The organism is Lysinibacillus composti, assembly GCF_016908465.1.
GTDB classification, from domain to species: Bacteria; Bacillota; Bacilli; order Bacillales_A; family Planococcaceae; genus Ureibacillus; species Ureibacillus composti_A.
On record NZ_JAFBDY010000005.1, the window covers coordinates 58789 to 82133 of the forward strand.

Sequence of the window (23345 nt, forward strand, 5' to 3'; positions counted from 1 at the left end):
AAATTTACGTTATGGTGAATTTTATAATTAGTGAGGTAGTTTATTACATGGGTATATTTACAATAACATCTATTATTTCAATAGCATTTTCGATTTATTCGTTTATGCTAATCATTTATATTTTAATGTCCTGGGTTCCATCTGCTCAAGGTTCAAAGTTTGGACAAATTCTGGCAAAAGCGTGTGAACCATATTTAGGCTTTTTCCGAAAGTTTATACCTCCAATTGGGATGATTGATTTATCGCCAATTATTGCAATTTTACTTCTAAGTTTTATCGAGCGCGGAGTTATGATTGTCATTTCTAACATTTATAATGTGCTCATTTAAACAAAGACTTTCTTAAATTAATTAATTTCTATAAGAGCCAATAACTAAAATAACAAATATAGTTGGTCTATAAGTATGAATCCAATACTTATGGGCCAAATTTTTTTTATAATAAGATATTTTTATAGCAAAAAATGGGTATAAGAATAATAAATATAAGTTTAAAAGTGAGTTGAAATAGATGGAGCATTTAATACAGCATTTTCGTAAAGATGAACAAACATTTATTGAAAAAGTAATTGGATGGCTTCGAGAAGTAGAGAATCGTTATGCTCCGAAGTTAACAGACTTTTTAGACCCCAGACAAAGATTTATCGTAAACTCAGTTATTGGTCAAAATGAAGATTTAGTTATACATAGTGAAGGTATTTTTGGAGAAGCTGAAAGAGAGCGAATTTTAATTTGCCCATCTTATTTTGAACCCCAAAAAGAAGACTTTCAAATTACCATTTTTGAAATTCAATATCCATCAAAGTTTGTGCAAATAAAGCATCCCGACGTACTGGGTGCATTACTATCAATCGGAATGGATCGAACGAAATTTGGTGATATTCGAATTGAAGATGAGTTAATTCAATTTGCGGTCGCTACAGAAGTTGCAGATTATATACAGACAAATTTAACAAGCATTGGTAAAGCAAAAGTTAGATTAGAGCAAGCTGATCGCCCGGAAAAACTCATCCAAACAGCTGACATATGGAATGATAAAAATTATACAGCCTCATCTATGAGGTTAGACGTTATATTGGGAACTGTGTTAAATATGTCTCGTCAAAAGTCCCAAGCTCTTATAAAGGCTGGCAAAGTTAAGGTGAATTGGACAGTTCGTGAATCAACTTCCTTTGAGTTACAAGAAGGTGACATTATATCTGCGAGAGGTTTTGGTAGAATGAAAGTCATGATGATTGAGGGGAGAACAAAGAAAGATAAGATTCGACTTCAAGTAGGTCATTTAGAGCAAAAATAACATTTGTTAACGAAAATTTGCGAAAATTTGATGTCAATAACTTGCTAGAGCTGTATAATAGAGGTAAATATAATCGAAATTAAGGAGTGTTATGTCGTATGCCACTATCCCCTCTCGATATACATAATAAAGAGTTTACTCGTGGATTCCGCGGATATGCTGAAGATGAGGTAAATGAATTTTTAGTTCAAATTATTAAAGATTACGAGATTATTCTCCGAGAAAAGAAAGAGTTAGAAGAAAAACTTAAAACAATGACAGAGCAAATGAGCCACTATGACTCATTACGAGATACACTTGAAAAATCAATTATGGTTGCACAAGAGGCTGCTGAAGACGTAAAACGTAATTCTCAAAAAGAAGCGAAATTGATTATGAAAGAAGCAGAAAAAAATGCTGACCGTATCGTTAATGAAGCACTCAGCAAAGCTCGTAAAATTGCTATTGAAATTGATGAGTTAAAAAAACAATCGAAAGTTTTCCGTAATCGTTTTAAAATGTTAGTAGAAGCCCAATTGGATTTATTAAATACAAATGATTGGGATCAATTAATGGAATATGATATAGGGTTAACAGAAATACAAGAACACGCAAGACGTGATGATGAACAAGAATTGACTGAAGAAGAATTAAAAAATTTATTATAGGTCAATAATACTTGACGTAATTCCTTCATTTCCATATACTGATACACGAGTATATTATCCAAAACTAGGGACAAAACCCCTTCTTTTTTATAAAACTTTTGGCGAGTTATGAGATTTTGTAGAGGAGTTCTTGTATGAGTACAAGAAAAAATCCAAAACGCAAGACTTAGTCAAGGTAAAATGATTTATATATGTATAAGTGATAACGGAGACAGTACTTATTGTGCGTGGACACTAGCGATTCGAGGATGGTGAAAGCTCGAACGAAGCAATCAATAGAGGAAAATCACTCCTGAGCTAAATCACTGAAAGTTAGTAAGTGATTTCGTATTACACAACGTTATTGTGTCTAAGAGGCGGCCAATTTGGCATGCAAATTAGGGTGGTACCACGAGTTTCGCATCTCGTCCCTTGTTAGGGATGAGGTGCTTTTTTTATTTGAAAAGCAGAGAACGCCCGTTACGGCAAAAACGCGACACGCGCGTGCATTGCCGTCATGACTCACATCGTGTGAGCCTCAACAACTGGAGGAACCGACAAAAGGGTTTTTGCGCCTGTCGTTTCACTTTCGGCGCAGAAAATTATGTGTTTCAACGGAAATCACATAATTTTTGCTCTTGAAGGCGGTTCTAGTTGCGCGAGGAGCTGGCGTTCGGAGCTAGACATCACCAAAAACTCGACTTAACATTTCTCACAAATCTGATTTGTATAGGTCATTTATTGGAATAAACTCTTTTATTTGTTTAATTGTTAGTTAAACAAGAATACTGATTTAGGTAAAGAAGTAAAAATTTAAGAAAAAACTATTAGGAGGCTTCTAAATGGTAGAGTATAAAGATACATTATCGATGCCAAAAACAGATTTCCCAATGCGCGGGAATCTACCAGCAAACGAACCAAAAATTCAAGAAAAATGGAATGAAATGGATATTAATGCGCTAGTTAACGAGCGTACAAAAGATCGCCCAGTATTTGTATTACATGATGGACCTCCATATGCAAATGGGGATATCCACATTGGTCACGCACTTAACAAAGTAATCAAAGATATGATTAACCGTCATCGTTCAATGACAGGTTACCATGTACCATATGTTCCAGGATGGGATACACATGGATTACCAATCGAACAAGCTTTAACAAATAAAGGTGTTAAACGTAAAGAGTTAACGATTGCCGAATTTCGTGAACTTTGTGAAAAATACGCTTATGAACAAATTGAAAACCAAAAAACACAATTTAGACGTCTTGGAGTTCGTGGTGACTGGGAAAATCCTTATATCACATTAAAACCAGAATTTGAATCACGCCAAATTGAAGTATTCGGTAAAATGGCTGAAAAAGGGTATATCTATAAAGGGTTAAAACCTGTTTATTGGTCACCATCATCAGAATCAGCTTTAGCGGAAGCTGAAATAGAATATAAAGATGTTAAATCGCCATCTATTTATGTAAGTTTCGCTATTAAAGATGCAAAAGGCGTTGTTCCAGAAGATGCGAAATTCATTATTTGGACGACAACACCTTGGACGATTCCAGCAAACTTAGGGATCACTCTAAATGCTGATATTACTTATGTAGTTGTTGCAGTAAATGATAATAAATTTATTATCGCAAAAGATTTACTAGAAACTGTTTCACAAGCACTTGAATGGGAAAATGCAAAAGTAGTTCAAGAAGTAAAAGGTCAAGAGCTTGAATATGTAGTGGCAAAACATCCAATTTATGACCGTGATTCTTTAATCATGGTGGGAGAGCACGTTACAACGGATGCTGGTACTGGTTGTGTTCATACAGCACCAGGTCACGGGGAAGATGACTTTAATGTAAGTAAAAAATATGGTCTACCTGTCCTAAGTCCTGTTAATGACCAAGGTTGCTATACTAGTGAGGCTCCAGGGTTTGAAGGTCTATTCTACGATGATGCCAATAAAGTAATTACTGAAAAATTAAAAGAAGTGGGCGCTTTAGAGAAATTATCATTCTTTACTCACTCATATCCACATGACTGGCGTACGAAAAAACCAGTTATTTATCGTGCTACACCACAATGGTTCTGTTCAGTAGAAGCATTCCGTGGAGAGCTATTAGAAGCAGTTCAAAGTACTGCATTCACACCTGCATGGGGTGAAACACGTCTTTACAACATGATTCGTGATCGTGGTGACTGGTGTATTTCTCGTCAACGTGCATGGGGTGTACCAATTCCAGTGTTTTATGCTGAAAACGGCGAAGAGATTATTACGCCTGAAACAATTGCACATGTTTCACAATTATTCCGTGAACATGGCTCAAACATTTGGTTCCAACGTGAAGCAAAAGAATTATTACCAGAAGGCTTTACACACCCAGGTAGTCCAAATGGTAAATTCTCAAAAGAAAACGATATTATGGACGTTTGGTTCGATTCAGGTTCATCTCACCAAGGTGTACTTGTTGAGCGCGGTATGAAATATCCAGCAGATCTTTATCTTGAAGGTTCTGACCAACACCGTGGTTGGTTTAACTCATCATTAATTACTTCTGTGGCAATTAATGGCTATGCACCATACAAAGGCTTATTAACACATGGCTTCGTTTTAGATGGTGATGGACGTAAAATGAGTAAATCACTAGGAAACGTAATTATTCCTGAAAAAGTAATGAACCAATATGGTGCAGATATTCTTCGTCTATGGGTAGCATCTGTTGACTATACAGGTGACGTTCGTATCTCAATGGATATGTTAAAACAAATTTCAGAAGTTTATCGTAAAATCCGTAATACTTTACGTTTCTTACATGGTAATCTTCATGATTTCGATGCAAATACAAATCGTGTTGCCTATGAAGAATTACGTGAAGTAGACCAATATGTATATATGCGTTTACAAGATGTATTAAAACATGTTCGTACAGCATATGACCGTTATGATTTTGCATCTGTGTACCACACAATCAATAACTTTGTAGCGGTTGAATTATCTGCATTCTACTTAGATATTGCAAAAGATGTTGTGTACATCGAAGGTACTGATAATAAAGATCGCCGTTCAATGCAAACAGTAATGTATGATACTTTATTAACACTTCTAAAAGTACTTACACCAATCATCCCTCACACTACGGATGAATTATGGTCTTACTTAAATGCAGAAGAGGCTTCTGTTCAATTAACGGATTTCCCTGAAGTTGATGAATACGAAAACTTTGGTGAGTTACGTACGAAGTGGGAAAAAGTTATTGATTTACGTGATGAAGTATTAAAAGCACTTGAAGAAGCTCGTAATGCGAAAACAATCGGTAAATCATTAGAAGCGAAAGTAACAATTTATGCAAATGACGATGTTGTTGCTTTACTTCAAGATGAATCAATTAACTTTGCACAATTAAACATTGTTTCACAATTTGTTGTAGCTGGTGAAAAAGCGCAAGCGCCTGAAAATGCGCTAGTGCTAGAACTTGCCGCAATCGTTGTGGAAAAAGCTGATGGAGAAAAATGTGAACGCTGCTGGTCTTACGCAGATACAGTTGGTCAAGTAGAAGCACACCCAACATTATGTTCTCGTTGTGCAGATGTTGTTGAAAAACAATACGTATAAGCATTAAGACGCCTAATCCGGGTTGCCCTTAAGTCGGTTTAATCTGACTCTTATGGGCAACCTTTTTTTAAGAAAAGCGGAGAACGCCTGTTTAGCTCCGACAACAACTGGAAGAACCGACAAAAGGGCGCTTTTTGCCCTTGAAGGCGGTTCAGAAGTTGTCGAGGAGCTGGCGTTCGAAGCTAGACAAAAAGAAAAGCGGAGAACGCCTGTTTAGCTCCGACAACAACTGGAAGAACCGACAAAAGGGCGCTTTTTGCCCTTGAAGGCGGTTCAGAAGTTGTCGAGGAGCTGGCGTTCGAAGCTAGACAAAAAGAAAAGCGGAGCGCGTTCGTACAGCCGCGACCAGCGCTGGAGAGCCCGAATCGAAAACGTCTTTTCAGTTTTCGACCGAGGGATCGAAGCGACTTCGAGCGGCTAACGCGCGAAGCTAGACAATAAGAAAAGCGGAGAACGCCTCTAAAAAGAGCGAGATTAAAATCCCGACATTCGTAGAAACCAATTCTTCTAACGAATACATTTGGTACCATAATGCCAATGTATATAGGTGATATATAAATTTATGGTAGAATGGTGAGGATATATAGGTAAACGGGGGAAATAATATATGTATAAATATTATGGTTTAGCTGCTTTAGTTGTCCTTTTAGATCAATGGACTAAATGGCTAGTTGTTAAAAATATGGAACTCGGTGAACGAATCGCAATTTGGGATCCCTGGTTTGGAATCTTATCGCACCGCAATCGTGGTGCTGCTTGGGGTATGTTACAAGGGAAATTATGGATCTTTGTTATCGTCACATTAGTTGTCATTGCTGGAATTATTTATTACTACCATAAGGAAGCAAAAGGCAAGCCACTATTTCAAATTTCCCTAATGGTTCTCTTAGGAGGAGCCCTTGGGAACTTTATTGATCGACTATTCCGTGGAGAAGTAGTAGACTTTGCTGATGTATTAATTCCAATTATTAATTATGACTTCCCAATATTTAATATTGCAGATGCTGCATTAACAATTTCCGTTATCATGTTAATTTTTGTATTACTAAAAGAAGAGCGAGAAGAAAAGAAAAAGGTGAAACAATGACAGTAGTAAAATATACAATTGAATCTGAAATTGCAGGAGAGCGTATTGATAAAGCCGTATCAACGTTTGAGGCAGAATGGTCCCGCAATCAAATTGCAGGTTGGATTTCAGATGGTATCTTAAAAGTAAATGGTGAAGACGTTAAAGCGAAATATAAAGTAAGAGAAGGGGACGTTATCGAAATAGACATTCCTGAACCTGAGCCTCTTGAAGTAATCCCAGAGGAAATGGATTTAGAGATTGTATATGAAGACTCGGACGTACTTGTAGTTAATAAACCAAAAGGTATGGTCGTACATCCAGCACCTGGTCATTTAACTGGTACATTAGTGAATGGCTTAATGCATCATTGTAAAGACCTTTCAGGAATTAACGGCATTTTAAGACCAGGTATTGTACACCGTATTGATAAAGATACGTCTGGTTTACTTATGGTAGCGAAAAATGACGTAGCTCACAATTCACTAGTAGAACAATTAGTAAATAAAACAGTAACACGAAAATATACTGCGCTTGTTCATGGTCATATTGCACATGATAAAGGGACGATCGATGCGCCGATTGGACGAGACCCAAAAGACCGTCAAAAACAAGCAATTGTAGATAATGGGAAACATGCTGTAACACATTTTCATGTTCTAGAACGATTTGGTGGGAAGTATACATTAGTGGAGTGTAAATTAGAAACTGGTCGTACACATCAAATTCGGATCCACATGAATTATATCGGGTACCCGTTAGTAGGTGATCCAAAATACGGACCGAAGAAAACGATCGATTTTGGTGGACAGGTACTTCATGCGGGAATTCTTGGCTTTATTCATCCGATAACAAAGGAATATTTAGAGTTTGAAGCCCCATTACCAGATGATTTTAAAGAGTTACTTGAACAATTACGAAAAGAAAATTAAATTCGACAATCAATTTTACAAATGATGTTGACTTCGACAAAATTAAGGTCTATACTGACTACAGTGAATGAATAAATAAACATTAAAAACTAAATATTCACCTTTAATGGCAGTCCAGAGAGGCTGATAAGGTACATGTGGAACGAGTATTTTCGTACTATTGTAAGCACTACGAGATAGTGAAACGATAGTAATGCATAAGTATTGATGCATAGGATAATCATATCTATGTATAATTATGCAAGTGGAAGCTCGTATGAAATTTCGACACGTATATCCAACCTCTTAAGCTGATGCTTAGGAGGTTTTTATTTTGCTTAAGAACAGAAAAAGCTTTCAGAATACTTTTGAAGAGGCATAAGCAAGATAATAAAAACTCTCACGACTGTACGCAAATGTAAAATAAGTATTTCAACAAACGGAAGGAGGATGGGACATGTCACAAATTACTGAACTACTAGACAGTCCTTCGATGAACAGAGCGTTGACGAGAATCGCACATGAAATCATCGAACGAAATAAAGGGATTGACGAATGTATTATTGTTGGCATTAAAACAAGAGGAGCATTTTTAGCAAGAAGAATATCTGAAAGAATTGAAAAGATCGAAGGAAAACCAATTCGAACAGGAGAACTAGATATCACACTTTATCGTGATGACCTATCAGTAAAAAATGATAGTGGTGAAGCTCTAGTTAAACAAGTGGATATTGATTACAGCGTTAAAGATCAAAAAATTGTGCTCGTAGATGATGTGTTATATACAGGACGAACTGTACGCGCTGCATTAGATGCGGTAATGGATTTAGGAAGGCCATCACAAATTCAACTAGCCGTTTTAGTAGATCGAGGACACCGAGAATTACCGATTCGAGCAGATTATGTGGGAAAAAATATTCCGACATCAGGCTCTGAAAGAATCGTCGTAAAGCTGACAGAAGTAGATGGAGTAGATAACGTATCGCTTCATAAAACAAATTAACAAGATCGTGAGGAAGTACCATGTCAAAGCATGCGGTTTTAGATATAAATGAAAAACCAACTGGTGGACAACTGATTACATTAAGTTTTCAACATATGTTTGCAATGTTTGGTTCAACCATCTTAGTACCACAATTAGTCGGATTGAGTCCAGCGATAGCATTATTAACAAGTGGAATTGCAACGATCATCTTTCTACTTATTACACAATTTAAAGTACCTGCTTATTTAGGATCGTCCTTCGCATTTATTACGCCAATTTTAATTGCAACGGGTGGGTTAGATGGAAATGGCGCAAATGTAAATCCCGGAAATGCAATGATTGGGGCAATGGCAGTAGGTGTCGTATACGGAATTGTATCATTAGTGATTTGGAAATCGGGTTACAAATGGCTAATGCGTCTGTTACCACCAATCGTTGTAGCACCTGTCATTATCGTAATCGGATTAGGTTTGTCTGGAACGGCAGTTAATATGGCGATGAATGTGAATGGAGAATATAATTTCCTTCACTTTACAGCAGCATTAGTGACACTGTTTTCAGCCATAATCTTCAATGTGTACTTTAAAAATATATTAAGTACAATGCCAATTTTAATGGGATTAATTATTGGTTACATATACTCCGCTATAGTAGGAATAGTAGATTTTTCAGCCGTAAAAGAAGCGAAATGGTTTGCATTACCTGACTTTTTAATCCCAGGTGTTGATTATGAATTTAATGTAACATCAAAAATCCTTCTTGCCATGGTACCGATCGTGATTGTAACAATTTCAGAACATATTGGTCATCAATTAGTGTTAGGAAAAGTTGTCAATCGAAACTATATTAAAGACCCAGGTTTACATCGTTCATTATTAGGTGACGGGTTAGGAACTTTTGTAAGTGCAATTATCGGTGGTCCGCCAAAAACAACGTATGGTGAAAACATTGGGGTACTGGCCATCACAAGAGTATTCTCAGTTTATGTGATTTTAGGTGCAGCAGTATTAGCGATTATCTTCTCGTTTGCAGGAAAGGCAATGGCTTTAGTACAAACCATTCCAACTGCTGTACTTGGTGGAATTTCCATCTTACTTTTCGGAATCATTGCTTCAAGTGGTTTACGAATGTTAGTAGAAAACAATATTGATTTTGGGAATAACCGCAACATGGTCATTGCCTCAGTAATATTAGTTGTAGGAATTGGCGGTGCAGCATTACGATTTAGCGAATCTTTCTCAATCGAAGGAATGGCGTTAGCTGCGATTGTCGGTGTCATCCTAAATCTGGTTCTACCAGGTCGAAATAAAGAAGTGAAAGATTTAAATTAAATAACTATAATAATAACCTTTTAAGAATTGTCCAGAGAGGCAAAAAAGGGGAAATATGACGTAAGTGGGTTTATAACCTGCTAATTTCGTTATACCTCCTCCAATGCCTCGCAACTAGTTAGCGAGGCATTTACTGTATCAAAAAGTTTTTCAGGAGGAATCAATAGTGAGAAATTTACTTTCAATGGAACATTTAACGAATGAAGAAGTATATCAGATACTTAAACTCGCATCTGATTTTGAGAATGGAGAACAAAGCAAATTATCTAAATCATACAACGTAGCCAATCTGTTTTTCGAACCTAGTACCCGGACAAAAACAAGTTTTGAAATGGCTGAAAGGAAAATTGGTTGTACAGTGATCCCATTTGATGCAGGATTTTCGAGCGCATTAAAGGGTGAGACAATGTATGACACAGTAAAAACATTAGAAATGATCGGGTTGGATGCCGTCATAGTTCGAGCAAAAGAAGATGAATATTACAACGAACTTCTCGAAGGCATCAACGTTTCAGTCATTAATGCTGGGGATGGCGCGGGTCAACATCCATCTCAAAGTTTACTTGATTTATATACAATTCATAAGGAATTTGGAAAATTCGAAGGACTAAATGTAACGATTGTTGGTGATATCTCACACAGTCGAGTAGCAAAATCAAATGCAACGGCTTTAAAACGTTTAGGTGTAAATGTCCGGTTCTTATGTCCTCCAGAATGGGCGGGTGAATTCGAAGCGCATCATTCATGGGATGAATTAATTGAAGATAGTGACGTTATTATGTTACTTCGCATTCAACATGAACGTCATCACGTAAATAAGAGCTTTTCAAAAGAAAGTTATCATGAACAATATGGACTAACATTTGAACGTGAGAAAAGAATGAAACCTAATGCCATCATCATGCATCCGGCTCCTGTAAACAGAGATGTAGAAATCGTTTCAGAGCTAGTTGAATGTAAACGTTCAAGAATTTTTGATCAAGTTCGTAATGGTGTGTTTGTTCGAATGGCCATCCTCGAAACGATTCTGAAGGGAAGAGAATAAGATGTTGAAATATATTCAAAATGTACAAATGGTAAACGAGCAAGGTGAACAAGTATTAACAAGTATTACAATACAGAATGGAAAAATCTCTGACATTGGAAGCGACCTTCCTCAAGGGGCGGAAGTAATCGAAGGTAACGGATTATTAGTTTCTCCAGGATTTGTCGATCTTCACGTACATTTACGTGAACCTGGATTTGAACATAAAGAAACAATTGAAACAGGCTCTCGTTCAGCAGCAAAAGGTGGATTTACAACGATTTGTGCAATGCCAAATACAAAACCAGTACCTGATTCGGTTGAAAACTTGCAATTAATAAATAGTTTAATCGAAAAAAGCGCAGTTGTTCGTGTGTTACCTTATGGATCACTAACTGTTGCTGAAGCTGGGGAAAAACGTACAAACATTAAAGAATTAAAAGAGCTAGGTGCAGTTGCATTTTCAGATGATGGAGTAGGAATACAATTAGCATCAACAATGTATGAGCAAATGAAAGATGCAGCAAAAGTTGATGCGGTTGTCGTGGCACACTGTGAAGATAACTCATTAATTTACGATGGTGTAATGCATGAAGGAAAACGTAATAAAGAACTGGGACTACCAGGTATCCCATCCATTTGTGAGTCCGTACAAATTGCACGAGACGTTTTATTAGCAGAAGCAGCAGGTGCTCGATATCATGTTTGTCACGTATCAACAAAAGAATCTGTACGTGCTGTACGTGATGCAAAGGCTGCTGGAATCCGCGTCACTGCAGAAGTTTGTCCGCATCACTTATTACTTGAAGAAATGGACATTCCAAGTGATGATGCAAACTGGAAAATGAATCCGCCACTGCGTGCAGCAGATGATAAAGATTCATTACACGCTGCACTACTTGATGGAACAATAGACTGTATTGCAACGGATCATGCACCTCACACGGAGGAAGAAAAATGTTGTGGTATGGTAGGTGCACCATTCGGTATCGTCGGATTTGAAACAGCATTCCCATTGCTATATACACAATTCGTCGAAACTGGGAAATGGACGTTAAAGCAATTAATTGATTGGATGTCAATCAAGCCAGCTCAAATCTTTGACTTACCTTATGGGAAAATTGAAGTAGGAGCTTCGGCAGATTTAGTTCTTATTGATTTAAATAAAGAACATAGAGTACAGACGGAAGAGTTTGTATCTAAAGGGCGCAATACACCATTTAACGGTTGGGTTGCAAAAGGTTGGCCAGTAATGACTATTTTTGAAGGCAACATCGTCTATGAGGAGGCAAAATAATGAAAAAACGACTATTAATTTTAGAAGACGGTACAGTATTTACAGGTGAAGCGTTCGGTAGCGAACAAGCTTCCCAAGGTGAAGTTGTATTTACAACAGGGATGACAGGCTACCAAGAAACATTATCTGACCCTTCTTTCTACGGACAAATTGTCACATTCACATACCCATTAATCGGAAACTACGGAATTAACCGCGATGATTTCGAATCAATTACGCCAGCTGTTCGTGGCTTGGTTTGTAGAGAATTAGCTCAAGAACCATCAAATTTCCGTTGTGACCTTTCATTAAATGATTATTTAGTATCACAAAACATTCCTGGTATTCAAGGGATCGATACTCGTAAATTAACTCGAATCATCCGTTCAAAAGGTGCAGTTCGTGCGATGTTAACAGCGGCTTGCGAAGAAGTGAATGTTGAGGAAATCGTAGCAACATTAAAAGCAACGCCATTATTGAGAAGCCATGTAGCAGACGTTTCAACAAAAGCTGCATACCCAAGCCCAGGACGCGGAAAACGTGTTGTATTATTAGACTTTGGAATGAAACACGGAATTTTACGTGAACTTAATAAGCGTGATTGTGATGTATTAGTTGTTCCTTATAATACACCTGCCGATCAAATTCTAGCATGGCATCCAGATGGCATTATGCTTTCAAATGGACCTGGGGACCCTGCAGATGTAACGGTAGGAATCGAAACAATTGCCAATCTAATTGGAAAAGTGCCAATCTTCGGTATTTGCCTAGGTCATCAATTATTTGCTTTAGCGAGTGGTGCTAAAACGTTTAAACTACCATTTGGACACCGAGGTGCAAACCATCCGGTAAAAGACTTACGCACTGGAAGAACAGAATTAACTTCTCAAAACCATGGTTATGCTGTAGATGAATCGTCATTAGAAGGCACAGATTTAGAAGTAACACATGTTGCATTAAATGATGGCACAGTAGAAGGTTTAAGACATACAAAACACCCAGTTTTCACAGTTCAATATCACCCAGAAGCGTCACCAGGGCCAGAAGACTCAAATCACTTATTTGATGAATTTATTGAATTGATGGAAGCACACGCAAAGGAAGGGAAACAACATGCCTAAACGTACAGATATAGAAACTATTTTAGTAATCGGATCAGGACCAATCGTCATCGGACAAGCAGCAGAATTTGACTACGCAGGAACACAAGCATGTCTATCTTTAAAAGAGGAAGGCTACCGAGTAATCTTAATTAACTCTAACCCTGCAACAATCATGACAGACACAGAAATTGCAGACAAAGTTTATCTTGAACCAATTTCTTTAGAATTCGTTTCTCGTATTCTTCGTAAAGAACGCCCAGATGCCATCCTACCTACATTAGGTGGTCAAACAGGATTAAACATGGCAATTGAATTAGATAACTCAGGAATTCTAGACGAGTTAGGAATCGAAATCTTAGGTACAAAATTAGATGCAATCAATAAAGCAGAAGACCGTGATTTATTCCGTAATTTAATGTATGAACTAGGAGCACCAGTTCCTGAATCTGATATCATCCATAATTTAGACGAAGCAAAAGCTTTTGTACAAAGAATTGGATACCCAGTAATCGTTCGCCCTGCCTTCACACTAGGTGGTACTGGTGGCGGGATCTGTAACAACGACCAAGAGTTAGAGGAAATCGTAACAAGCGGTTTAAAATATAGTCCTGTAACACAATGCTTACTTGAGAAATCTATCGCGGGATACAAAGAGATTGAATATGAAGTAATGCGCGACTCAAAAGACAATGCCATCGTTGTATGTAACATGGAAAACTTCGACCCAGTTGGTATTCATACAGGGGATTCAATCGTAGTAGCACCATCTCAAACACTTTCAGACCGCGAATATCAAATGCTACGTAATATCTCATTAGATATTATCCGTGCACTTAAAATTGAAGGTGGATGTAACGTACAATTAGCGCTTGATCCATACAGCTTTAACTATTATGTAATCGAAGTTAACCCGCGTGTATCACGTTCATCTGCATTAGCTTCAAAAGCAACTGGTTACCCAATTGCAAAACTTGCAGCCAAAATTGCAGTAGGACTTACATTAGATGAAATTAAAAACCCAGTAACTGGTTCAACTTATGCAGATTTCGAGCCAGCTCTTGACTACATTGTGGCTAAAATTCCACGTTGGCCATTCGATAAATTCGAATCAGCAAAACGAAATTTAGGTACTCAAATGAAAGCGACAGGTGAAGTAATGGCACTTGGACGTACATTTGAGGAGTCAATTTTAAAAGCGGTACGTTCATTAGAAACTGGTCATATTCATATCGATCTTAAAAATGCAGAAGAAAACTCTGATAACTGGATTGAAAAACGTATCCGTAAAGCAGGGGACGAGCGTTTATTCTTCATCGGTGAAGCACTTCGTCGTGGTGTAACGGTAGAAAAAATCCATGAATGGTCACAAATTGATTTATGGTTCTTAAACAAACTACAAAATATCGTGAATATGGAAACAACACTTGCTGAAAACAAAAATGATACAGATGTATTATATAAAGCAAAACGCATGGGCTTTGCAGATCAAAAAATCGCAGAACTTTGGGGGACTAAACCTGAAGAAATTTACGCACTACGTAAAGAACAAGGTATCGTGCCAGTTTATAAAATGGTTGATACTTGTGCTGCAGAATTCGAATCTGAAACACCATACTTCTATAGTACGTATGAAGAAGAAAACGAATCAGTTGTAACTGACAAACCATCAGTTGTAGTACTAGGTTCTGGACCAATTCGAATCGGTCAAGGTGTTGAGTTCGACTATGCAACAGTTCACTCAGTATGGGCGATTCAAGAAGCAGGTTATGAAGCAATTATCATTAACTCAAACCCAGAGACAGTTTCAACAGACTTCTCAATTTCAGATAAACTATATTTTGAGCCATTAACAATTGAAGATGTAATGAGCATCATCGATTTAGAAAAACCAGTTGGCGTAGTAGTTCAGTTTGGAGGCCAAACAGCGATCAACTTAGCTGATAAATTAGCAGCAAACGGTGTGAAAATTCTAGGAACAAGCTTAGAAGATATTGACCGTGCAGAAAACCGTGATAAATTCGAACGAGCTTTACATGAGATTGACATTCCACAACCACAAGGTGATACAGCCGTATCAACAGATGAAGCATTAGAAATCGGACGTAAACTTGGGTTCCCAGTTCTAGTTCGCCCTTCATACGTACTTGGCGGTCGTGCAATGGAAATCGTTTATAACGAAGATGAGTTGAAACATTACATGGAAAATGCTGTAGAAGCATCTCCAGATCATCCAGTACTTGTTGACCGTTACCTAACTGGTCAAGAAATTGAAGTTGATGCAATTTGTGATGGTGAAAATGTATTAATCCCAGGTATTATGGAACATATTGAACGTGCAGGAGTACACTCTGGTGACTCGATTTCTGTATATCCACCACAAACATTAACGCAAACACAAATTGATACAATTGTCGACTATACAACAAGACTTGCAAAAGGGTTAAAGATCGTTGGATTAATGAATATCCAATATGTAATCTCTAATGGTGAAGTGTACGTAATTGAAGTAAACCCACGTTCTTCTAGAACAGTACCATTCTTAAGTAAAATTACAAACATCCCTATGGCAAACATTGCAACAAAAGCAATTTTAGGTCAATCTATTGTGGAACAAGGTTATCCAACTGGTCTTGCACAAGAACAAAAAGGCGTATTCGTAAAAGTACCAGTATTCAGCTTTGCAAAACTACGTCGTGTCGACATTACATTAGGACCTGAAATGAAATCAACTGGTGAAGTAATGGGTAAAGATGCAACACTTGAAAAAGCTTTATACAAAGGCTTAGTTGCTGCAGGAATGGAAATAAAAACACACGGTACAGTATTATTTACAGTATCAGATAAAGATAAAGAAGAAGCAATTAGCTTAGCAAAACGCTTCTCAACTGTCGGCTACCGAATTATGGCAACAGAAGGTACAGCAAAAGCCTTTGAACAAGCAGGTATTCGTACAGATGTAGTGGGTAAAATCGGTGCTAAAGGTACAACACTAATCGATACAATCCAAAATGGCGAAGCGCAAGTAGTTGTGAATACACTAACAAAAGGTAAACAACCTGCACGTGATGGATTCCGAATCCGTCGTGAATCAGTAGAAAATGGCGTGCCATGTTTAACATCACTAGATACGGCTGCCGCACTGATCAGCGTAATTGAATCGATGACATTTACAGCAGAAGAAATGCCAAAAGCGGAGGTAGTTCATTAATGATTCGACAAGAACGAATGACGGTCGTTCGACAAGTGGAAATTGCACATCATATATATGAACTAGTATTGCAAGGAGAAATTGTTCAGGATATGAATCCTGGACAATTTGTTCATGTTCGCGTATCTGATTCGTTTGAACCGTTATTAAGACGTCCTATAAGTATTGCATCAATAGATTGTGAAGCGAGTGAGTGTACGATTATTTATCGTGCTGAAGGTCGTGGAACGCAAATTTTATCTCAAAAACAAGTTGGCGATGAGGTTGATGTGCTTGGTCCTCTAGGCAATGGGTTCTCTGCAGAAGCAGCTACTGAAGGCGGAACAGCACTTCTCGTGGGTGGAGGAATCGGAGTACCACCACTTTATGAGTTATCAAAGCAATTAAATGCACGTGGCGTTCGTACAATCCATGTATTTGGATTTGCAACAGAAAATGTAACATTCTATGAAGAACAATTTTCTGCATTAGGCGAAACACATTTTGTAACAGTTGATGGAACAAAGGGAACGAAAGGTTTTGTAACAGATTTACTTGAAGAGTTACAACCAGAGTTCGACGTGTTCTATTCATGTGGACCACTACCGATGTTAAGAGCGCTTGAACAATTTTATCCTGAAAAACCTGGATTTCTGTCGTTTGAAGAACGTATGGGCTGTGGCATAGGTGCATGTTTCGCATGTATTTGCAAAACAACAGAGAACACTGAAAAGGATTACGTAAAAGTTTGCTCTGATGGTCCAGTATTCCCGAAAGGAGTGGTGGAATTATGAGTCGAATCAATGTCGAGCTTCCAGGATTAGATTTAAAAAACCCAATTATGCCAGCATCAGGCTGCTTTGGCTTTGGCCGAGAATATGCGCAGCTTTATGATTTATCAGTGCTTGGGTCAATCATGATTAAAGCGACAACAGTTGAAACACGTTTGGGAAATCCAACTCCACGTGTGGCAGAAACTCCAGCAGGTATGTTAAATGCAATCGGTTTACAAAATCCAGGACTTGAAAAAGTAATGAAGCAAGAGCTTCCGTTCCTTGAAAAATATGATGTTCCGATTATTGCTAACGTAGCAGGTACTTTAACTGAAGATTACGTACAAGTGGCTGAAAGCATTTCAACAGCTCCGAACGTAAAAGCATTAGAACTTAATATTTCATGTCCGAATGTAAAACACGGGGGAATCACTTTCGGTACAGATCCTGTCATTGCTCGCGAATTAGTCGAAGCAGTTAAGGCTGTTTCGAAAGTGCCAGTTTATGTGAAGTTATCACCAAATGTAACGGATATCGTTGAAATTGCAAAAGCGGTTGAAGCAGGCGGTGCAGACGGAATTACCATGATCAATACATTAGTTGGTATGCGTTTAGATGAGCGCACAGGGAAACCGGTTATTGCCAATGGAACAGGCGGTCTTTCAGGTCCAGCCGTAAAACCTGTTGCCATTCGCATGGTTTATGAAGTATATAAAGCAGTCAATATTCCGATTATCGGGATGGGTGGCGTGACAAATGCGCAAGACGTGATTGATTTCATGTCTGCAGGTGCATCGGCTGTGGCAGTTGGAACAGCAAATTTTGTAGATCCTTTCGTATGTCCAAATATTATTGAAGCTCTTCCTGCAAAATTAGAGGAGCTAGGTGTGAAGCATATTAAAGAAATCATCGGAAGGAGCCACCGCTAATGAGTAACAAGCCAATCATTGCCCTAGACTTTCCAGGTGAAAAAGAAGTATTTACTTTTTTGAATCATTTCGATGAACCACTATTCGTAAAAATCGGGATGGAGCTTTATTATCAAGAAGGCCCGACAATCATCGAAAAAGTGAAAGAGGCGGGTCACGAAATTTTCTTAGACTTAAAGTTGCATGATATTCCAAACACAGTAAAGTCTGCAATGAAACGCCTAGCAGGTTTAGGTGTTGACTTAGTAAACGTTCATGCAGCTGGTGGACGAGCAATGATGGAAGGGGCACTTGAAGGTCTTGAGGCAGGTACACCAGCAGGTAAAACGCGCCCTTCATTAATTGCAGTCACACAACTTACATCAACAACAGAAGAACAAATGCAATTAGAACAAAAAATTAATTTATCACTATTAGGATCAGTCTTACATTACGCAGAACTTACGAAACACGCAGGATTAGATGGTGTTGTCTGCTCAGTACATGAAGCAGCAGCCATTCGTGATTTATGTGGTGAGTCTTTCTTACGTGTGACACCAGGGATTCGTTTAGCTGGTGGGGAAGCGCACGATCAAAAACGGATTGCAACGCCAGATGGTGCCAAAAAAGATGGCTCTTCATTAATTGTCGTAGGAAGAGCGATTACAGGTGCGCAAGATCCAGTTTCAGCATATCGAAATGTTAGCAAATTATGGGGGGAATAACATCATGACATTACAAAAAGAAATCGCAAAAGCAATGTTACAAGTTGGAGCGGTTGAATTAAATCCTACTGACTTATTCACTTGGGCGTCAGGAATAAAATCACCAATTTACTGTGATACTCGCTTGACTATTTCAGATCCAATCATTCGTAAACAACTTGCAAATGGGTTAGCTCAAAACATAAAAGAATTCTTCCCTGATACAGAAGTAGTAGCTGGAACAGCAACTGCTGGAATCCCACATGCAGCTTGGGTAGCTGATCTTTTAGAATTACCAATGGTTTATGTACGCTCAAAAGCAAAAGAACACGGCCGTGGTAATCAAATCGAAGGTAAAATTAGCACTGGCCAAAAAGTAGTTGTTGTGGAGGACATCGTTTCAACAGGTGGCTCATCAATCACTGCAGTTGAAGCATTACGTGCTGCAGGCTGTGAAGTAGTAGGTGTCGTTTGCGTTTATACATATAACCTACCACGCGCAGAACAAGCATTTGATGATGCTGGAGTTAAATATGTAAGCTTAACAAACTTTGATTACTTAATTGAAGCAGCAACAGAAACAGGCGCAATCACAGAAGAAAACATTCCGTTCCTGAAGGACTGGCATGCGAAGCTTAAGGCTGGGGAATTGTAAGTCACTAGGAAATTAATATAACGTTGTAGTCACTCTATCCCAATTTAGAGCTGTGGCGAAAGCGGAGCGTCAGCCACACCGCGAAGTTGAATGCGGAGAGTTAAAATAATCACAAGAAGATGAAAAACCGTGAGAGCTACGACAAGAGGAGCGCGTAGGAACACTGTGAATCTTATAGTGGGGAAACTTTAAATCCTGAGAACATAAATTAGGGAGGCATGGTAGTTACTTCTTTCGAGAAGGAGCTACAACGAGAAATCTCTTAGAATTAAAAGCTATGGAATTACTTAATTCCATAGCTTTTTTAATGTGAACAAAGACAAATTTTGTGGTTTAAAGAGGGGGGAACATTGTAGATTGCATCATGGAGGTTTCATAGACTTGATGAAGCGGATTGCGGATGAGTTTACAAAGAGTTTTCCTCTTCATAAGCCCGCTGACGAAGATTTGTTATTCATATACCTAATGCTAATGAAGTTCATTTCTCATGAGTATTCTTTACGGAACTTGAACACCAATGCCTGAATAAAGAAGACCCTAAAGAGTATAATTACACTCTTCAAGGTCTTCATCCTAAAAAAATATAAATCAACTCTGGATTGGGAGAGTAAGAAAACGCTAGTGAATTATTTACTGTTATTTTTCACAGGTCCATTACCATTGCCGTTACCATTGCTGCTGCCTTTCCCATTGCCATTCCCATTACCACTGCCATTGCCATTGCCATTGTTTGGTTTTGAAGTTTTTAGAATATATTCTGACTGATTCATTGCGGCGTCTATTAATCGAACATTTACTACATCTTTTTTCGTCAATGAATTTGGTAAAGTAAAGGAAACCGTCTCTTTACTAAGTTGATCCGATACAGCTACGTTATTTACATACACTTGCCAATATTCAATACCAGTACCTACATCACCATCGTCAATATTCGAAAGTAAAATTGTTTTATTATCATTTAATTCAACAGTAGCCTTTGGTGCAGTTGTATCCACTTTGACAGGGAAGCGAATGGATTGCCAATCTGCTCCTGCATAATCGATTACACCACTTACTTGGAGGAAGTAATCTCCATCTTTTGCTACTTTGTTATTTACTCTTCCATCCCAGCCGTTTTCAGGAATAAATGTGTATGGAGTTGCTAAACTATAATTCTTTGCTACATTATTCGTATTTCTAACTGTTTGTATCACTTCACCTTTAGAATCTAACACTTCAACTTTTAACTCTTTTGCATTTCGGAATAAGGAGAATACAGGTATTGCGTAATCCCGTACACCATCATTATTTGGCGAGAATCCAAAGCGAGTTGAGTCAAAGGTACCCCCACCCGTAATAAAGTTCCCTTGTTCGTCAGCTAAGGCAGTATATCCCCAAAATGTTTTTGGCTCCCATGCGAAGTAATCGAAAATTGGAGCACGATCCCATTCCCCGTTAAAGCCGAAAAACGGTACGCTTAACGGAACATTTCCTGTGATGTCTTCATTCGGATCAGTTAATGTGACATAACCATCAACGAAGAAACCATTCGGGTAAAAAGCTGTAAGCTGTTCAGCAATGCTAGACAAATCAACAGATACAGGAATGTTTACTGTTCCGTTTGCTGGAATTGTGATTTTTTCTGGTGAATTAATCGCAATATCTTCTTTTGTTAAGACAATTTGACCATAAAGATTAGGTGCATTCACAAAAATACCATTCTGTGCATTAAGTGGTGTATCTACCTGAATCTGTGTATTAACCACGAATGTTTTTTCTTCATTTGAAAAGTTCTTCGCTACTAACGTAAAGGTAAATTGATTGTTTGCTATTTCTTTTAAAGCAACCTTCGCTTCATTTGTTTCTTTATTTGTAACGATAACATCTGTAACAAGTGCATTTGCTAATTGCATTAATCCCGCGCCTTGACGACGTGGAGAAACATATTGACCTTGCTGAAACTCAATTGGTGAAGCTGTATTCATTAATAGATTTTTCGTAAGTAAAACAGCTTCAGCACCGCTCACATTAAATTCTTCACTTATTCTTTGTAAAATCAATGTACTGCCGCCAGCCACATGAGGAGCAGCCATGGAAGTCCCACTCATAATGCCGTATTGATTATTATTTAATGTAGAGAAAATGTTACCTCCTGGTGCTGTGATTTCAGGTTTGAAATCTAGATTTGGTGTTGGACCCCATGAAGTAAAAGCACTCATTTTCCCTGCTGTTAAGCTAGGTGTATGTAAGATTGCACCATCAAATGAAATTGTGACAGGTTTCTGTTCTTTAAGAGCTGCTTTTATTGCTAAACCATCTGATTGAAGAATGGCCATATATGGGATTTTGATTGCAGGATCCGAAAGCATATTAATAATTCCAGGTGTATTATTATAAATAATGACACCAATTGCTCCTGCTGCTTGTGCATTTAGCGCGATTTCCACTAATGAAACTTTACCCCGAGAGGCTAAAGCAATTTTACCATTGAAGTCTTTACCACTAAACTCATCAATTGCCCCATATTCCGCATCTAATACTTCCACTTCCCCAGAATAAAGGTCCATTGGATTTGCTTCATTTGCTAATAAATAAAGTGCCTCTCCAGAAGGTACATCATCAATATGAATAGAAAAACCGTAAGATGTCACCGTACTATTTTCAAATGATGCAACACCCATCGAATTTTTTGATACGTTAGGTGTACCTGTTACTCCGTAGTCTTGATTTTCTGCATATGGATAACGATAGCCTGAGCCATACATGTCTGAATTACCTGAAGATGTGACAACCATTACACCATCATCTATCGCTCTTTGGACTGCAAGTTGCTCTGGACTGTTGTCATCTACAAAACCTGCAGGAGTACCTAGAGACATATTAATGACATCTGCATCAAGTTTAATGGCGTCGTCGATTGCTTTTACATAAACGTCACTATAGGAAGAAGTGTTAGTCAGATCATTTCCGAAAACTTTTAAGGCTAATAGCTGTGCCTCTGGAGCAACCCCTTTAATGCCTCCGTTTTCTTCAGCACCGTTTGCTGCAACAATTCCACTAACGTGCATCCCATGCATAGTACCTGAATCTATTACATCATAATTCCCATCCATATAGTTGTACCCAAAAGGAATTTTAGCAGTAAAATATTGTCCATTTTGGATTGTTCCATTCGTTAAAAGTTCATTTACTTCTGTGTTCGTTAATTTAGCAGGCGTCTCATCTGATAAAATCATATCTTGATGAGTCGGGTCAATCCCCGTATCAATAACTGCTACGACCATTCCTTCACCGCGGAAATTATATTCATTCCATGCGCGTTGTGATTGTACTAGCTCTTTAGAATACTTCATGTCTGGTTTTACTTCTGGGCGTTCGTATTCAGTAGATTCATAGATTGTTTTAACACCGGAAGTAGCAGCAATTTTTGCAACCTCTTCTGTTGCAACTTCAGCTGAAAATCCATTAAAAATCGTCGTAAAGTTTTCTAAATAATGAATAGAAGGGGACGAAGATTTAATGGAAGCCTGAACATTTTTCTGTTCGACAATAACAGATGCTTCTAGTTTTTTTCTTTCCGAGGGATGCATCTTTTTATATTTGACACCTTTTTTCTTTGCTTGTTCAACTGTTGTCGGCCCTTGTAATTCAACAACTATTCGAACCTTTTTCTTTGGATTTTTGTATTTGTCCAATTTTTCTGAAACTCTTATTTTTGATTGTTCACCTTGAACTGTAGTGATTTCATCGCTATTAGTGGGTGAAAAGTTCTGCCCTAAAGCAGTCGTGCTAAATGATAAGACAAATATGAGCGTTAAGAGCATAATATACCTTAATTTACGCATATGAATCCTCCTTCTTTAAACAAATTCTAATTATTATGTAATTGAAATTATTGATAAAAAAGTACTATATAAAT

The 23345-nt window shown here is 37.9% G+C and carries 17 protein-coding genes and 1 other annotated feature; of the genes, 16 read left to right on the forward strand and 1 reads right to left on the reverse strand.

Features of this window, described 5'->3' with window-relative positions; all coding sequences use genetic code 11:
• Positions 1 to 47 precede the first annotated feature (47 nt).
• From JOD29_RS07555 to pyrE, 16 genes are all read left to right on the forward strand, one after another.
• Positions 48 to 329 carry a YggT family protein gene (locus tag JOD29_RS07555; RefSeq protein WP_124764084.1) on the forward strand — a complete coding sequence of 94 codons (282 nt, stop codon included), beginning with the start codon at positions 48 to 50 and terminating at the stop codon, positions 327 to 329.
• Positions 330 to 510: 181 nt separating this feature from the next.
• Positions 511 to 1296, forward strand: a complete 786-nt coding sequence (locus JOD29_RS07560; RefSeq protein WP_124764083.1) for a YlmH family RNA-binding protein — start codon at positions 511 to 513, stop codon at positions 1294 to 1296.
• A gap of 98 nt (positions 1297 to 1394) precedes the next feature.
• A complete protein-coding gene (locus tag JOD29_RS07565) occupies positions 1395 to 1943 on the forward strand; it encodes a DivIVA domain-containing protein (protein ID WP_124764082.1) in 549 nt (182 codons plus the stop codon).
• 193 nt (positions 1944 to 2136) lie between these two features.
• Positions 2137 to 2358 (forward strand) — a binding site (T-box leader).
• A gap of 406 nt (positions 2359 to 2764) precedes the next feature.
• Positions 2765 to 5524 carry an isoleucine--tRNA ligase gene (gene ileS, locus JOD29_RS07570; protein ID WP_124764081.1) on the forward strand — a complete coding sequence of 920 codons (2760 nt, stop codon included), beginning with the start codon at positions 2765 to 2767 and terminating at the stop codon, positions 5522 to 5524.
• Positions 5525 to 6131: 607 nt separating this feature from the next.
• On the forward strand, positions 6132 to 6611 hold the full coding sequence (gene lspA / locus JOD29_RS07575) for a signal peptidase II (RefSeq protein ID WP_124764080.1): 480 nt from the start codon (positions 6132 to 6134) through the stop codon (positions 6609 to 6611).
• Positions 6608 to 7522 carry an RluA family pseudouridine synthase gene (locus JOD29_RS07580; protein ID WP_124764079.1) on the forward strand — a complete coding sequence of 305 codons (915 nt, stop codon included), beginning with the start codon at positions 6608 to 6610 and terminating at the stop codon, positions 7520 to 7522. Before lspA ends, JOD29_RS07580 begins: the two co-directional genes overlap by 4 nt.
• Positions 7523 to 7958: 436 nt before the next feature.
• A complete protein-coding gene (pyrR, locus tag JOD29_RS07585) occupies positions 7959 to 8504 on the forward strand; it encodes a bifunctional pyr operon transcriptional regulator/uracil phosphoribosyltransferase PyrR (RefSeq protein WP_124764078.1) in 546 nt (181 codons plus the stop codon).
• A 20-nt stretch (positions 8505 to 8524) separates the two neighbouring features.
• Positions 8525 to 9817 (forward strand): uracil-xanthine permease family protein, encoded by a 1293-nt coding sequence (locus tag JOD29_RS07590; protein WP_124764077.1) that lies wholly within the window; start codon positions 8525 to 8527, stop codon positions 9815 to 9817.
• A gap of 166 nt (positions 9818 to 9983) precedes the next feature.
• Positions 9984 to 10862 (forward strand): aspartate carbamoyltransferase catalytic subunit, encoded by an 879-nt coding sequence (locus tag JOD29_RS07595; RefSeq protein WP_124764076.1) that lies wholly within the window; start codon positions 9984 to 9986, stop codon positions 10860 to 10862.
• A 1-nt stretch (position 10863) separates the two neighbouring features.
• Complete coding sequence (locus JOD29_RS07600; RefSeq protein ID WP_124764075.1) at positions 10864 to 12138, forward strand: dihydroorotase; 1275 nt, start codon at positions 10864 to 10866, stop codon at positions 12136 to 12138.
• On the forward strand, positions 12138 to 13238 hold the full coding sequence (locus JOD29_RS07605; RefSeq protein ID WP_124764074.1) for a carbamoyl phosphate synthase small subunit: 1101 nt from the start codon (positions 12138 to 12140) through the stop codon (positions 13236 to 13238). Before JOD29_RS07600 ends, JOD29_RS07605 begins: the two co-directional genes overlap by 1 nt.
• Positions 13231 to 16428 carry a carbamoyl-phosphate synthase large subunit gene (gene carB / locus JOD29_RS07610; protein ID WP_124764073.1) on the forward strand — a complete coding sequence of 1066 codons (3198 nt, stop codon included), beginning with the start codon at positions 13231 to 13233 and terminating at the stop codon, positions 16426 to 16428. The genes JOD29_RS07605 and carB overlap by 8 nt, the downstream gene beginning before the upstream one ends.
• A complete protein-coding gene (locus JOD29_RS07615; RefSeq protein WP_124764072.1) occupies positions 16428 to 17201 on the forward strand; it encodes a dihydroorotate dehydrogenase electron transfer subunit in 774 nt (257 codons plus the stop codon). The genes carB and JOD29_RS07615 overlap by 1 nt, the downstream gene beginning before the upstream one ends.
• Entirely contained in the window at positions 17198 to 18109 is a 912-nt protein-coding gene (locus JOD29_RS07620) for a dihydroorotate dehydrogenase (protein WP_124764071.1), read from the forward strand. The genes JOD29_RS07615 and JOD29_RS07620 overlap by 4 nt, the downstream gene beginning before the upstream one ends.
• Positions 18109 to 18813, forward strand: coding sequence for an orotidine-5'-phosphate decarboxylase (pyrF, locus tag JOD29_RS07625; protein ID WP_124764070.1), 705 nt, complete (start codon positions 18109 to 18111; stop codon positions 18811 to 18813). Before JOD29_RS07620 ends, pyrF begins: the two co-directional genes overlap by 1 nt.
• A 4-nt stretch (positions 18814 to 18817) precedes the next feature.
• A complete protein-coding gene (pyrE, locus tag JOD29_RS07630) occupies positions 18818 to 19447 on the forward strand; it encodes an orotate phosphoribosyltransferase (protein WP_124764069.1) in 630 nt (209 codons plus the stop codon).
• Positions 19448 to 20073: 626 nt separating this feature from the next.
• Here the strand turns inward: pyrE and JOD29_RS07635 are convergent.
• Positions 20074 to 23271, reverse strand: a complete 3198-nt coding sequence (locus tag JOD29_RS07635; RefSeq protein WP_124764068.1) for a S8 family serine peptidase — start codon at positions 23269 to 23271, stop codon at positions 20074 to 20076.
• Between the last annotated feature and the right edge of the window lie 74 nt (positions 23272 to 23345).

Coding starts and splice junctions, on each gene's coding strand:
- lspA (WP_124764080.1), top strand. CDS start 6,132: ATGTATAAATATTATGGTTTAGCTGCTTTAGTTGTCCTTTTAGATCAA.
- JOD29_RS07600 (WP_124764075.1), top strand. CDS start 10,864: ATGTTGAAATATATTCAAAATGTACAAATGGTAAACGAGCAAGGTGAA.
- ileS (WP_124764081.1), top strand. CDS start 2,765: ATGGTAGAGTATAAAGATACATTATCGATGCCAAAAACAGATTTCCCA.
- carB (WP_124764073.1), top strand. CDS start 13,231: ATGCCTAAACGTACAGATATAGAAACTATTTTAGTAATCGGATCAGGA.
- JOD29_RS07635 (WP_124764068.1), bottom strand. CDS start 23,271: ATGCGTAAATTAAGGTATATTATGCTCTTAACGCTCATATTTGTCTTA.
- JOD29_RS07580 (WP_124764079.1), top strand. CDS start 6,608: ATGACAGTAGTAAAATATACAATTGAATCTGAAATTGCAGGAGAGCGT.
- JOD29_RS07565 (WP_124764082.1), top strand. CDS start 1,395: ATGCCACTATCCCCTCTCGATATACATAATAAAGAGTTTACTCGTGGA.
- pyrE (WP_124764069.1), top strand. CDS start 18,818: ATGACATTACAAAAAGAAATCGCAAAAGCAATGTTACAAGTTGGAGCG.
- JOD29_RS07615 (WP_124764072.1), top strand. CDS start 16,428: ATGATTCGACAAGAACGAATGACGGTCGTTCGACAAGTGGAAATTGCA.
- JOD29_RS07590 (WP_124764077.1), top strand. CDS start 8,525: ATGTCAAAGCATGCGGTTTTAGATATAAATGAAAAACCAACTGGTGGA.
- pyrR (WP_124764078.1), top strand. CDS start 7,959: ATGTCACAAATTACTGAACTACTAGACAGTCCTTCGATGAACAGAGCG.
- JOD29_RS07620 (WP_124764071.1), top strand. CDS start 17,198: ATGAGTCGAATCAATGTCGAGCTTCCAGGATTAGATTTAAAAAACCCA.
- JOD29_RS07560 (WP_124764083.1), top strand. CDS start 511: ATGGAGCATTTAATACAGCATTTTCGTAAAGATGAACAAACATTTATT.
- pyrF (WP_124764070.1), top strand. CDS start 18,109: ATGAGTAACAAGCCAATCATTGCCCTAGACTTTCCAGGTGAAAAAGAA.
- JOD29_RS07555 (WP_124764084.1), top strand. CDS start 48: ATGGGTATATTTACAATAACATCTATTATTTCAATAGCATTTTCGATT.
- JOD29_RS07605 (WP_124764074.1), top strand. CDS start 12,138: ATGAAAAAACGACTATTAATTTTAGAAGACGGTACAGTATTTACAGGT.